This window comes from Noviherbaspirillum phoenicis, from assembly GCF_047237965.1.
Lineage (GTDB): Bacteria > Pseudomonadota > Gammaproteobacteria > Burkholderiales > Burkholderiaceae_D > Noviherbaspirillum_A.
Window position 1 is genome coordinate 3,789,500 of sequence record NZ_JBDFLX010000001.1, and the last position, 12,502, is coordinate 3,802,001.

A 12,502-nucleotide genomic window follows, 5' to 3' on the forward strand; every position below is an offset into this window, starting at 1 on the left:
CGGGTGCGCCGTCCAATTTGCTGGCAGGGAGCGCCATGCCAGCGTTCCCTATTTTTAATCACCCACGCTGGAGCCCGGATGCCACAGCACGCCGCAACCCAGGTCGAACCGCCGCGTTTCGTCCAGATCGAACCCGTAGGCCAATGCAATCTGCGTTGCCGCATGTGCCCCATCTCCCTGCGTCCCGAAAGCCAGCCCGGCCAGCCGCCGGCGCTGATGGACATGGCTGTGTTTACCCGGCTGATCGAGCAATTCGGCGGCATCGAGGAGTTGCACCTGCAGGGGCTGGGCGAGCCGCTGATGCATCCGCGCTTCTTTGAGATGGTGGCGCATGCGGCGCAGCGTGGCATACGGGTGTCGACCAACACCAACATGACCCTGATGACCGACGCGCGCGCCGCCGAGTGCGTGGCCAGCGGCCTGCATACGCTGCATGCCTCGCTGGACGGCGCGCATGCGGCCAGCTATGAGGCGATCCGCCTGCGCGCCTCGTTCGACAAGGTGATGCGCAACCTGCGCCGGCTGATGGCGGCCCGGCGGGCGACCGGCAGCATGCTGCCGCAGGTAAAGCTGGTGGCGGTGGTAATGCGCATGAACCTGGACGAGTTGCCGGCCCTGGTGCGGCTGGCCGGCGACGAGGGCGTGGAGAACCTGTCGGTGCAGCATCTGTGCCATGACTTCGGCGAGGACAGCCTGCCGGCGCAGTACCAGCCGATGCGCGCCTTCATCAATGGTCAGACGCTGCTGCGGGATGAGCGCGCCAGAATCGACGCGGTATTCGATGCGGCCCGCGCCGAGGCAGGGCGGCTGGGTGTCGCACTGCGCCTGCCCAATCTGACGCCGCGCCGCCACGCGCCCGACGTGCCGGGACGAACACGCTGCGACTGGCCCTGGCGCGGCGCCTACATCAGCTATGACGGCCGCGCCATGCCCTGCTGCATGGTGGCCACGCCGGATCGCATCCATTTCGGCAACATGGCCGAGGAGGGCGTGGCGGCGGTCTGGAACAATGCGGGCTATGCCGCCTTTCGAGAGGCTCTGTCTTCGGATACGCCGCCGCAGGTGTGCAGCAGCTGTGCGGTCTACAGCGGGACTTTCTAGGCTGCCGCCGGGCTGTTTTTCTTCGCTTAGCGGGAGACAGGGTGCCGTTGCTTTTGAAGTACGCGCAGCGACAGTTGCAGTTGCAGTTGCGGTTGCAGTTGCCGTTGCAGTGGCTTTTGAAGTGGCAGTGAAATCCCGTTGAGCGCGCCGTGTCAGCGGTGCCCGGAGCGGGAAAAGGTGCGGCGTCTGTCTGAGCGCCGCGCAGCGGAGCGAGTTTAGCCGCGCCCCGCTCCGGGTACCGCTGGCACGGGAACCCCCGCGCAGCGGGGGCGCGATCACCGGGTCGCCTTTTTTTGGTTACTTTTTTTGGCGAAGCAAAAAAAGTGACCCGGCCGCCGGGACGGACTCCCGGCTTGTCTCCACGGCAGTGCAGCCGCCTTGCGTCACCCGGCAACGCACGGGCAGCACTGTCGGTGTTGTCGTTCGACGTTCGTATTGAAACTTCAAACGTCAAAAGCCACTGCTGCTTCGCAGTGACGTCTTTACGGCGGGTGAAACAACGCGAAAGCACTATCGTCATGACCAGGCCGGGTGTTCGCCCCGGCAGGCGACCTACTTCTTTTGCTTCGCCAAAAGAAGTAGGCAAGAAAAGGCGACCCGGTGATCGCGCCCTCGCTGCGCGAGGGTCCCCGTGCCGTCGATGCATGGAGCGGGGCGCGGCTAAACTCGCCAAGCTGCGCTTGGCTCAGACAGACGCCGCACCTTTTCCCGCTCCACGCACCGACGTCACGGCGCGCTCAACGGGACTTAATTGCAACGGCAACTTCAAAATCCACTGCAACCGCAACCGCAACCGCAACCGCAACGGCAACGGCAACGGCAACGGCAGAAGCCACCGCCACCGCAACCGCCTGCAGACACGCCACCTGCCCGCGGCACCCCCTCCCCGTTATGCCGCCTCGCGCCGGCTTTCCAGCAGCGCCAGCACCGCCAGCTCCTCCATCTTCAACGCATGCGGATCATCAGCCGGCGTCTTCATCGACTTCATCAGCGTGTCCCAGGTTTCATGCATGATGCCCTGCAGGTAGCAGTCCAGCACCGCCGGGTGGACATAGCATTTGCGGCATACCGCCGGCGTATTGCCGAGCCGCTTGGAAACGCTGGAAATGGCCTGCACGATGTTCTTCTTCGCATCGGCCTCGGACTCCGCCGCGCGCAGCGCCTGCAGTTCCAGCGCCGCCAGCATCGTGCCCGACCAGGTGCGGAAATCCTTGGCGGTGTAGTCCGCGTCGGTCAGGCTGCGCAGGTAGTCGTTGACGTCGGCCGAGTCGATGGTATGCCGCTCGCCATCCTCGCCGATGTACTGGAACAGTTCCTGGCCGGGCAGGTCGCGGATGCGCTTGATGATGCGCGCCAGCTTTGGGTCGCGCAGCCGTATCGTGTGCTCGACGCCGCTCTTGCCGCGGAAATGAAACTCCACTTCGCGCCCGCTGATGTCGACATGCCGGTTGCGCAGCGTGGTCAGCCCGAACGACTTGTTGGTGCGCGCATATTCCTCGTTGCCGATGCGGATCATGGTGTCCTGCAGCAGCTGCACCACGGTCGCCAGCACCTTCTCGCGCGGCAGCCCCGGCCGTGCCAGGTCTTCATTGACCCTGGCGCGGATGCGCGGCAGCGCGCGGCCGAAGCTCAGCATCCTTTCGTACTTGGATTCGTCGCGCACGCTGCGCCACTGCGCGTGATAGCGGTACTGCTTGCGCCGCTTCGCGTCGCGGCCGGTGGCCTGGATGTGGCCGTTGGCAAGCGGACAGATCCAGACTTCGGTCCAGGCCGGCGGGATGGCCAGCGCGCGGATGCGCTTGAGCGTGTCCTCGTCGCGCACCGGCTTGCCGTCCGGCCCGGCATAACGGAAGCCGGCGCGGGCCTTGTGGCGGGTAATGCCGGGCTTGCCGTCGTCGACATAGCGCAGGCCGACTTTGCGTGCGACCGCCGGCGCATTTTCCGAGGGGGCGGCGATGCCGGCTGCGGTCTTGGACAGGGATTTCATGATGGCTGTGCGATGCGAAGGGATAGGCCTTGTGTGTAGCACACCCCGCGCCCAGCCGTGGGCAGCGCCAAGCAGGATCATGGATCGCGAGCAATCCCGCAATGCAGCAAGCAGCTCGGCGCAAGATGCCGCGGCAAGCCGTCGCCGTTGCATCGCCGGCTGGCTCGCGCCCGTGTTACTGCCCCGAGTAGGCGCCGATATCCAGCGCGCCGCCGTTGCGCAGCCGGCTGCCGGCGATATGCGCATATTCCCGCAGCGACGTCAGCGCCACGCCGCTCGGGCTGAAGCCGGCCGCGCTGCCGGCGCCGATGAAGGGCGCGCCGGCGGCAGGCCGCAGGTCGTAGGCGGCGCGGTTGACGAAGGCCGGCGCAAGCGACCGGTAATTCGTCTGCAGCAGCGCATTGCCCTGGCTGGTGAGGCTGCCGGTGCCGGCGAAGATGTTGTTCTGCGCCAGCAGCGGCGTGGTCACGTCCGAACCGACCAGGATGAACATGCCGTTGCTGCTGTCATCGTTGATGAAGGTATTGTTGACCACGTACAGGTTCCTGCCGGGGTTGGTCGCGCCTTCCACGCCATAGGACACCATGTTGGAGTTCTGGTTGGCCGACGGCTGCTCGATCACGTTGCCGATCAGGTAGGCGGTGCCGGCGTTGGGCAGGTCGATCTCGTAGCTCGGCTGGGCCGGCGCGGTGGTCTCGAACTGGCCCGGCGGCGTGCTGGAGAAGCGGCTGTAGCTGATGTTGTTGACCCGCGCCCGCGACTTCAGGTTGTGGCCGACCCGGGCGTCATGGGAATAGCTGGAGCGGAAGGTCAGGCTGGCGACGCGGCCGACATACAGGTTGTGGGTGCCGCCGCCGTCGTTGCCGTTGTGGCCGAACTCGGTGTTCTCGATCAGGATGTCGCTCTCGCCGTCGTTGCTGGTCAGGATGCCGCTTTCATTGTCGTGGATGAAGCTGTTCCTCACCGTCAGGTGCTTGCCGTCCAGGCGGATCGCCGAGCCGTTGCCATCCGGGACCTGCGCGCCCCACAGTTCGACATTGTCGACCACCACCCGGCTGCCGGTAATCACCCAGGTGCCCTTGCCCCAGGCGTAATTGCCGAACGCGCCGATCTTCGGGCGGCCGTTGATGCCGCGTATGGTCAGGTCGCTGGCATGGAAGGCGCAGGTGTCGCCGTCATAGGTGCGGCTGCCGGCGGCGTCGATTTCCACCGCGTCGCCGTTGCCCGCCACCCTGAGCGCGTCGCACGGCCGCGCATAGTCGCGGCCGGGGCCGACCGACAGCGTGCGGCCGGACACCGCGCGGCTGTAGACCCGTCCGGCCACCGCTACGCCCGCCGGAGCGTACTGGCAGGACTTGGCTGTGCCCGGCGCAGGGTCGTCGAAGGTGGCGTTGTTGCAGGGGATGTCGGCGGTGACGTTCTGATAGGTGTAGCTGCCGCCGGCGCCGTAGCGCACCTGGCGCGCGCCGGGCACGGTGCAGACTTCGCCTTCGGCGGCGCACTGGGTCCAGCCGTCGGCGCCGGCCGGCGCGGTGACGAGCAGGCCGCTGGTGCCGCCGCTGCTGCTGCTGACGCTGCCGCTGTTGGCGATGTTGGCCACGGACCCGCCGGCGATGCTGGTCTGGGAATCGCCGCCGCCGCCACCGCCGCAGGAGGCGAGAAGCAGGACGGCAGCGGTGATCGCGGCAAGCCGCAGGGCAGGCAGGGCGCCCGCATGGGAATGAAGGGGAGTCACGTTCTCGGGTCTCTGTTGCGGTTGCCACGCCGCCAGGGATCCGGCAGCGCTAAATTTCCATGTGGAAATTGTAGCGCTAAATTTCTTTGAGGAAAATAACTTTTTAGACGTGCTTTTTTAACATTTGCATTCTGGCATCCGGCTTACTGCATGATCACCGGGCCGCCTTTTTCCAGCGCCCGCTGCCATGCCGGCCGCGCCGCCACCTTGTCGCGCCAGGCCTGCAGATGGGGATAGCTGCCCTTGCCCGAGGCGCGCGAGAGCGCAGCCTCCACCGCGAAGCTCATCTGGAAGTCCGCCAGGGTCAGCTGGTCGCCGGCAAACCAGGCGTGGTGCGCCAGGTGGTGTTCCATGAAGTCCAGCGCGGTGCTCAGGTTGGGGTCGATCAGCGCGGCCTGCACCTTGCCGCACAGTGCGCGGGCGATGGGGCGCACGAAGAAGGGCATGGGCTGCCTGGGGATGGTGGTGAAGACCAGCTTCATCACCAGCCAGTTCATCAGCGAGCCCTCGGCATAGTGCATCCAGAAGCGGCACTGGCGGTGTTCCGGCGTACCGGGCCGCGGCAGCAGGCCCGGCAGCGTGGCGGCCGCCTCGGCGCCGTAGGTTTCAGCCAGGTATTCCAGGATCGCGCCGGATTCCGCCACCGTGATGCCGCCGTCGGTAATCACCGGCGACTTGCCCAGCGGGTGGATCGCCTTCAGCGCCGGCGGCGCCAGGCGCGTCTTCGGGTCGCGCTGGTAGCGCACCATCTCATACGGAAGGCCCATTTCTTCGAGCAGCCAGAGCACGCGCTGGGAGCGCGAGGTTTCGAGGTGGTGCAGTGTGATCATGGTGGCGGGCGTTAGAGGGTTGGGCGCTGTCGGCGGGCTTATGCCGCGTCGGGCCAGGGGGTGAGGATTTCGGCGCCGTCGTCGGTCACGGCGATCATGTGCTCCCATTGCGCCGACAGCGAGCCGTCCGCGGTGATCACGGTCCAGCCATCGCCCAGCTGGCGCACGCCGGCCGCGCCGGCATTGATCATCGGCTCGATGGTGAAGGTCATGCCCTTCTTCAGCAGCAGGCCGGTATTGGGCCGGCCGTAATGCAGTACCTGGGGCTCCTCGTGATACACGCGGCCGATGCCGTGGCCGCAGTATTCCCTGACCACCGTATAGCCGGCCGCTTCCGCCAGCGTCTGGATCGCGTGACCGACATCGCCCAGCCGCGCGCCGGGGCGCACCGCCGCGATGCCGGCCATCATGGCTTCATAGGTGGTCTGCACCAGCCGCGCTTGCGCCTCGCCGGGCTGGCCGACATGGAACATGCGGCTGGTGTCGCCATGCCAGCCATCCTTGATCACGGTGACATCGATGTTGATGATGTCGCCGTCCTTCAATTCCTCGCGGCTGTTCGGTATGCCGTGGCAGACCACGCCATTGACCGAGGTGCACAGCGTCTTGGGAAAGCCGTGGTAGCCGACATTGGCCGGCGTGGCTTTCTGCACCTGGCGAATATAGTCGTGGCAGCGCCGGTCGAGTTCCTCGGTGGTCACGCCCGGCACCACATAGGGCTTGATCATGGCCAGCACGTCGGCGGCGAGTTTTCCGGCGACGCGCAATTGGGCGATCTGCTTGTCGTTCTTGAGCTTGATGGTCATGGATGGTGCGCAGAGTGCGGTAGGGGAAGGGCGAAACTATAGCAGTCTGGCGCGGGTGGCGCAGGGGGGAGGGGGGAGGGGGGCCTGATCGGCGGAAATTGGGGCGAGGAAAACCTGAAAAGGTTCAGGGAGTCATGCTGGGCTTGCAGGGGCGCTGCAGTTGCGGTTGCGGTTGCGGTTGCAGTTGCAGTTGCGGTTGCGGTTGCGGTTGCCGTTGTCGTTGTAGTGGCTTTTGACGTTGCCGTTGTAGTTGCTTTTAAGTCCCGTTGAGCGCGCCGTGACGTCGGTGCGTGGAGCGGGAAAAGGTGCGGCGTCTGTCTGAGCCAAGCTTTGCTTGGCGAGTTTAGCCGCGCCCCGCTCCATGCATCGACGGCACGGGGACCCCGCGCAGCGGGGCGCGATCACCGGGTCGCCTTTTCTTGCCTACTTCTTTTGGCGAAGCAAAAGAAGTAGGTCGCCTGCCGGGGCGAACTCCCGGCCTGGTCATGACGATAGTGCAGTCGGCTTGTTTCACCCGGCGTAAAGACGTCACTGCGAAGCAGCAGTTGCTTTGGACGTTAAAGGTTTCAGCTTCAAAACCCTTTGAACAACAACTACGACAGTGCTGCCCGTGCCTTGCCGGGTGACGCAAGACGGCTGCACTGCCGTGGAGACAAGCCGGGAGTCCGTCCCGGCGGCCGGGTCACTTTTTTTGCTTCGCCAAAAAAAGTAACCAAAAAAAGGCGACCCGGTGATCGCGCCCCCGCTGCGCGGGGGTTCCCGTGTCAGCGGTACCCGGAGCGGGGCGCGGCTAAACTCGCCAAGCTACGCTTGGCTCAGACAGACGCCGCACCTTTTCCCGCTCCGGGCACCGCTGACACGGCGCGCTCAACGGGACTTCACTGCCACTTCAAAAGCAACTGCAAAGGCCACTTCAAAACCAACGGCAACGTCAAAAGCAACGGCAAAAGCAACGGCAAAAGCAACGGCAGAAGCAACGGCAGAAGCAACTGCAACTGTCGCTGCGCGTACTTCAAAGACAACCGCTAGTTCAAAAGCGACAGCACCCGAACTCCGTCTCGCATAACCTCTTCCCCTCCACGCAACCCGGGCCGCGCTAGGTCCTCCCATCCCCGTCAAAACCCATTCAACGAAAATAGAAAGCCACCCAACTTTAGTAAATTGCAATTATTTCAGTCATCCGTTGTCTGAGTCAGACGCCGCCGGCCGGCGGCGTATTAATAGTGACGATGGAGGACACATGACAGTCAAGAAAGCATGGGCGGTATGGCGGGGTGGCATCAAGGATGGCGGCGGCACGATTTCCACCGAGACCGGCGTACTCAAGGAAGCACCCTATGGCTTCAAGTCGCGCTTCGAGGATGGACCTGGCACCAACCCGGAAGAACTGATCGGCGCCGCGCACGCCGGCTGCTTCTCGATGGCGCTGTCGCTGATGCTCGGCGAGGCCGGCCTGAAGCCGGAACAGATCGATACCCACGCAGCCATCACCCTGGAAAAGTCGGCCGACGGATTCGAAATCACCGCCAGCCACCTGACCGTGGTGGCGCGCATTCCCGGCGCCGACAAGGCGAAGTTCGAGGAAATTGCCAATAAGGCAAAAGCCGGCTGCCCGGTTTCCAAATTGCTCAACGCTAACATCACGATGGACGCCAGGCTCGAAGGCTAACCAACCGTAGCAGAGCAGGCTCCCAGCCCACAGCCCGGCCGGACGCTGGTCCAGGCCGGGCATCTTTTATTGATATAAAGCAATTTATTTCCTGCTGGACAAAATACTTATTGCCAGCAAGAAATATGTTCGCTAGTATTGGCGCGTGGTCTGAAAAGGCAAACCTGGCGAAAGCCAGGGACGCAAAGTCATCGGTCTACCGGGCGAAACGCCCTATGACGGCAGGACTGCCAGACACGCCGCCAGTGGGTTTCTTTGCTCGTTTCAAAGTACTAGTCTTCCATACCGGGGTCGCCACAACTTCCGGCAGACATGCGCTGACGGCGTATCCAAGCAGTTCTGTCCAGGTACCGCTTTTAAACCTTGGACAGGAACTCAACATGAACCAGCAAAACGCATCGAAGTTCGCAAGACATAGAAACAGTCATTCCTCCCTGCGCCAGCGCGCCGTCACCCTGGCTTGCCAGGCAGCCTTCCTGCTGCCTTCGATGCTGGTCGGCGCGGCCGCCCTGCAGGCGCCGGCAGCCATCGCGGCGCAGCCGGTAGCCAACGGCGCTGAACAGTACGCCCGCGGCCGCATCCTGGTAATGCCGCGTGCCGGCCTGAGCGAAACCGAATTCGCCAAGGCGCTGGCGCCGCACGGCGGCAAAGGCAAGAAAATCGGCCAAAGCGAGCTGCACGTCGTCGAACTGCCGGCCAATGCCTCCGAAAAGGCCGTGGTGGAGCGCCTGAACCGGCATCCGCATATCAAGTTCGCCGAACTGGACCGCCTGGTCAAGCCCAACTTCGTCAGCAACGATCCCTACATGGGCAGCGAATGGCACTTGAACAAGGTCGGCGCCACCACCGCCTGGGACACCACCCAGGGCGCGGGCGTGATCATCGCGATCCTCGATTCGGGCGTCGACGGCACGCATCCGGACCTGGCGCCGCAGATGGTGCCCGGCTATAACTTCTACGACAACAATACCAACACCTCCGACGTCAACGGCCATGGCACCGCGGTGGCTGGCGTCGCCGCCGCTGCAACCAACAATGCGCTGGGCGTGGCCGGCGTGGCGGGCCAGGCCAAAATCATGCCGGTGCGTATCGCCGACGCCAATGCCTATGCCTACTACAGCACCATCGCCAAGGGCGTGACCTATGCCGCCGACAATGGCGCGCGCGTGGTCAACTGCAGCTACGGCGGCGTGGCAGGCAGCTCCACCATCCAGAGCGCGGCGCAGTACCTGAAGAACAAGGGCGGCCTGATGTTCGTCTCGGCCGGCAATAACGGCATCGATGAAAACATCGTGCCCACCACCACCATGATCGCGGTGTCGGCCACTGACGAGAATGACTACCGTACCAGCTGGTCCAGCTACGGCAGCTTCGTGTCGATGGCCGCGCCTGGCATCACCTACACCACCAGCCGCGGCGGTTCCTACGGCAACTGGCAGGGAACGTCCTTCTCCAGCCCGCTGACGGCGGGCGTGGCGGCGCTGATGATGGCGGCCAAGCCGTCGCTGGGCAGCGCCGACATCGAGAAGCTGATGTTCTCCACCGCGGTGGACATCGGCGCCGCCGGCCGCGACATCTATTACGGCTATGGCCGGGTCAATGCCGCCGCCGCGGTGCAGGCCGTGATCAATACCACGGTGGCGGTCGATACCCAGGCGCCGGCGGTCTCGATTTCCGATCCGATCGCCTATGCCAGCGTCACCGGCGTGGTGCCGGTCAATGTCAATGCCACGGATAACGTCGGTGTGGCGCGGGTGGAACTGAAGGTCAACGGCAACACGGTATCGGTCGACAGCGCCGCGCCGTTCGCCTTCAGCTGGGACTCGGCCGGCGTGCCCAACGGCATGGCCAACCTGGTGGCGTACGCCTACGACGCCGCCGGCAATGTCGCGGCATCGTCCACGGTGGCAGTCAACGTGGCCAACGGCACCACCGTGGTGGTGAAGGACACCACCGCGCCGAAAGTGAAGATCGCCAATCCGGTATCAGGCAAGGTCTCGGGCAATGTGGCGGTCAGCAGCAGCGCCGAGGACGACAGCGGCGCGGCCGGCATCACCCAGTGGATCTATATCGACGGCGCGCTGGTTGCCACCGGCAAGGGCTCCAGCCTGGCTTACAACTGGAACAGCAAGAAAGCCGGTAAGGGCACCCACACCATCGCGGTGACGGCGCGCGATGCGGCGGGCAATAGCAGCACGACCTCGGTGAGCGTGATGAACTGAGGGAGGGAGAACGGAAAAGCCTGACGCAGGTAAGCCTGGCGTTCGGCTGGGCAGCGGCGGTTTGCTGCTTTCAGTACGTCGATGCTTGCATCCGCCATTGCGGATGCAAGCATTTTCATTTCAGGACTGCTGTAAGGCTTCAATCAATACTGTCCGCCTTTTCTGTGACGGGAAATCAGTCCCATGCCCAGCAACCCCAGTCCCAGCATGGCGATCGTGCCAGGCTCCGGCACGCCAGTGCTGGGACCGCCAGGATCCGAAAGGTAATAGACGCTAATGCGGGATATGTCTTTCGAGCTTGATGCACCGCTGAAGGAAAAAGGCGGGCTTGTAAAAGGCGTACTGTAGGTATTGGTACCTGCAAGCACTGGCGTGGACAACAGATAGGCCACCAGATTTGTATTGTTACCATCCTTCAGTACAAACATGAATTGCATTGAATTATTCATGCCAGTGAAACCATAACCGCCTGATTGGCCATTGCCTGAAAAGTTGAAGTAACTCGATGAATTTGTTTGTTCAGTAACCTCGAATTTGCCATCGAATTGCCAGGTGTTTTGTCCAAAAAAGCTTTCTGTATTTACGGTATAGCTCGATGCAGGTGGGCTGGTACTATCATTGGCTTCCCCGCTAAGCGGGCTAAGTATTAGGCAATCGCTAGCGCCAAGAACATTCCCACTGATATCGTAACCTTGCCCTGTGCATGAAATGGTGGCCGCTTGGCTGCCGGCGACAACGGCAAATAGCCCTAGTCCGGCAAGAACGAAGTTGAGATGGATTTTTGTGATCATTTAAAACTCCCTAAAAATTTACCCAAAGTAGCGAGGCATTCGGAAGCATTTCGAGATCTAGGTTTTCTCCTTGGTTGTGATGAGGCTACATATTCAGCATCTTTTGTGCCAATGAAAAATTTCCTTTAATAATCAAATTAAAACCAATAGTCAAAATGAAAAATATACTATTGGTGTAAAGAATGCCGACATAAAGGGGGAGTAGGATAATTTCCTGAGGAAAATGATGAATATGAACGCCAGCGCTTATTGACGCTAACGACTACTGCAAGAATCGGTCGCTAAACGACATAAAAATAATTACTTGGGGAAAGATAATTAAATTCCAGGAAGTTTTTCTATTAAATTAAAATGTGGTATGGGAAGAAATGAGTGTAAGGTTTTCCGTCATTTCATTTTGAAATGTCTGGTCTTATTCCAGTCAATTGAATGTAAGGCATCAAGAACACGAATAAAATGGTTTATGCAGGAGCAGGCGTATGTAAATGCAATAAGAAACGTAATGGCAAGCAGCAAGTCGACCAGGCAGTCATCGAATGAGCTGTTCAAGCTCGTGCCGGATTGCTGCATGTCCGCACACTCAAGCGCTGGGCGGCACTCCCATCCCGCGCTGCACCGCCGGCCTTTCCCCCACCATCTGCAGCCAGCGCCGTATCGCTTCCTTGTCCTGCAGCGCCTGCGCCAGCGGTTCCTGCAGAAAGGTGGTCGTCGCCAGCGTCCACGGATAGGCGGCGATGTCGGCGATCGAGTAAGCCTCGCCCCCCAGATAGGCCGATTCCTTCAGTCGCCGCTCTATCACGCCCAGCAGCCGCTCGCCTTCCTCGGTGAAGCGCGCGATCGCCGCCGGGGTTTTCTCCTGAGAACGCTTGGCGAAATAGCCGAGCTGGCCCAGCATCGGCCCCAGGCTGCCGATCTGCCAGTGCAGCCATTCCAGCGCCTTGTACCGTTCCGGCCCCGAGGCGGCCAGGAAGCGGCCGCTCTTTTCCGCCAGGTAGGTGAGGATCGCGCCGCTCTCGAAGATGGCCAGCGGGCCGCCCTCGGCGTCGTGGTCAACGATGGCCGGGATCTTGTTGTTTGGCGAAATCTTCAGGAAATCCGGCGCATGCTGCTCGTTCTTGCTCAGGTCGACCGTGCGCACCTCATAGGGCCAGCCCAGTTCTTCCAGCATGATGGGCACCTTGCGGCCGTTGGGCGTGGTCCAGGTATGAAGGGTGATCATGGTCGGTTTCTCCTTGGTATGAAGGCGTCGATTGGGCGGCGGTGCCGCGACATCAGTCCGATGTGTCTGAGCGTACTTTGTTCCACGCCAGAACCGCGCTGACGCAACAAGGCATGCGTGGGGTATATGATGCGCAGATTTC

11 protein-coding genes and 1 riboswitch are annotated in these 12,502 nt (G+C 62.5%); of the genes, 3 read left to right on the plus strand and 8 right to left on the minus strand.

Annotation, left to right across the window (positions count from 1 at the left end; all coding sequences use genetic code 11):
* Nucleotides 1-78: 78 nt before the first annotated feature.
* Entirely contained in the window at nt 79-1,101 is a 1,023-nt protein-coding gene (locus tag ABC383_RS16875; RefSeq protein WP_413015275.1) for a radical SAM protein, read from the plus strand.
* An 889-nt stretch (nt 1,102-1,990) separates the two neighbouring features.
* On the opposite strand, the gene ABC383_RS16880 is transcribed toward ABC383_RS16875, so the two are convergent.
* The 6 genes from ABC383_RS16880 to ABC383_RS16905 form a co-directional block, all read right to left on the minus strand.
* Entirely contained in the window at nt 1,991-3,088 is a 1,098-nt protein-coding gene (locus ABC383_RS16880; RefSeq protein ID WP_413015277.1) for a DNA topoisomerase IB, read from the minus strand.
* 175 nt (nt 3,089-3,263) lie between these two features.
* Nucleotides 3,264-4,823 carry a hypothetical protein gene (locus ABC383_RS16885; protein WP_413015278.1) on the minus strand — a complete coding sequence of 520 codons (1,560 nt, stop codon included), beginning with the start codon at nt 4,821-4,823 and terminating at the stop codon, nt 3,264-3,266.
* A gap of 143 nt (nt 4,824-4,966) precedes the next feature.
* Nucleotides 4,967-5,653: a glutathione S-transferase family protein gene (locus tag ABC383_RS16890; RefSeq protein ID WP_413015280.1), complete on the minus strand. Its 687-nt coding sequence runs from the start codon at nt 5,651-5,653 to the stop codon at nt 4,967-4,969.
* Between the two features lie 38 nt (nt 5,654-5,691).
* Nucleotides 5,692-6,459 (minus strand): type I methionyl aminopeptidase, encoded by a 768-nt coding sequence (map, locus tag ABC383_RS16895; RefSeq protein WP_413015282.1) that lies wholly within the window; start codon nt 6,457-6,459, stop codon nt 5,692-5,694.
* Nucleotides 6,460-6,591: 132 nt separating this feature from the next.
* Complete coding sequence (locus tag ABC383_RS16900; RefSeq protein ID WP_413015284.1) at nt 6,592-6,822, minus strand: hypothetical protein; 231 nt, start codon at nt 6,820-6,822, stop codon at nt 6,592-6,594.
* Between the two features lie 504 nt (nt 6,823-7,326).
* Entirely contained in the window at nt 7,327-7,626 is a 300-nt protein-coding gene (locus ABC383_RS16905) for a hypothetical protein (protein WP_413015286.1), read from the minus strand.
* A 73-nt stretch (nt 7,627-7,699) separates the two neighbouring features.
* On the opposite strand from ABC383_RS16905, the gene ABC383_RS16910 reads away from it, so the two are divergent.
* Both ABC383_RS16910 and ABC383_RS16915 read left to right on the plus strand, forming a co-directional pair.
* Complete coding sequence (locus ABC383_RS16910) at nt 7,700-8,128, plus strand: OsmC family protein (RefSeq protein ID WP_413015288.1); 429 nt, start codon at nt 7,700-7,702, stop codon at nt 8,126-8,128.
* Nucleotides 8,129-8,275: 147 nt separating this feature from the next.
* Nucleotides 8,276-8,363: riboswitch (cyclic di-GMP riboswitch) on the plus strand.
* Nucleotides 8,364-8,508: 145 nt separating this feature from the next.
* Entirely contained in the window at nt 8,509-10,350 is a 1,842-nt protein-coding gene (locus ABC383_RS16915) for a S8 family serine peptidase (protein ID WP_413015290.1), read from the plus strand.
* Nucleotides 10,351-10,493: 143 nt separating this feature from the next.
* On the opposite strand, the gene ABC383_RS16920 is transcribed toward ABC383_RS16915, so the two are convergent.
* Together ABC383_RS16920 and ABC383_RS16925 are read right to left on the minus strand one after the other, a co-directional pair.
* Nucleotides 10,494-11,141, minus strand: a complete 648-nt coding sequence (locus ABC383_RS16920) for a PEP-CTERM sorting domain-containing protein (protein ID WP_413015291.1) — start codon at nt 11,139-11,141, stop codon at nt 10,494-10,496.
* A gap of 580 nt (nt 11,142-11,721) precedes the next feature.
* Nucleotides 11,722-12,360, minus strand: coding sequence for a glutathione S-transferase family protein (locus tag ABC383_RS16925; protein ID WP_413015293.1), 639 nt, complete (start codon nt 12,358-12,360; stop codon nt 11,722-11,724).
* Nucleotides 12,361-12,502: the final 142 nt, after the last annotated feature.

Bases quoted from the DNA above. Each gene is read 5' to 3' on its own strand.
- ABC383_RS16875 (WP_413015275.1), top strand. From the start codon at position 79: ATGCCACAGCACGCCGCAACCCAGGTCGAACCGCCGCGTTTCGTCCAG.
- ABC383_RS16880 (WP_413015277.1), bottom strand. From the start codon at position 3,088: ATGAAATCCCTGTCCAAGACCGCAGCCGGCATCGCCGCCCCCTCGGAA.
- ABC383_RS16890 (WP_413015280.1), bottom strand. From the start codon at position 5,653: ATGATCACACTGCACCACCTCGAAACCTCGCGCTCCCAGCGCGTGCTC.
- map (WP_413015282.1), bottom strand. From the start codon at position 6,459: ATGACCATCAAGCTCAAGAACGACAAGCAGATCGCCCAATTGCGCGTC.
- ABC383_RS16900 (WP_413015284.1), bottom strand. From the start codon at position 6,822: ATGGAGCGGGGCGCGGCTAAACTCGCCAAGCAAAGCTTGGCTCAGACA.
- ABC383_RS16910 (WP_413015288.1), top strand. From the start codon at position 7,700: ATGACAGTCAAGAAAGCATGGGCGGTATGGCGGGGTGGCATCAAGGAT.
- ABC383_RS16915 (WP_413015290.1), top strand. From the start codon at position 8,509: ATGAACCAGCAAAACGCATCGAAGTTCGCAAGACATAGAAACAGTCAT.
- ABC383_RS16920 (WP_413015291.1), bottom strand. From the start codon at position 11,141: ATGATCACAAAAATCCATCTCAACTTCGTTCTTGCCGGACTAGGGCTA.
- ABC383_RS16925 (WP_413015293.1), bottom strand. From the start codon at position 12,360: ATGATCACCCTTCATACCTGGACCACGCCCAACGGCCGCAAGGTGCCC.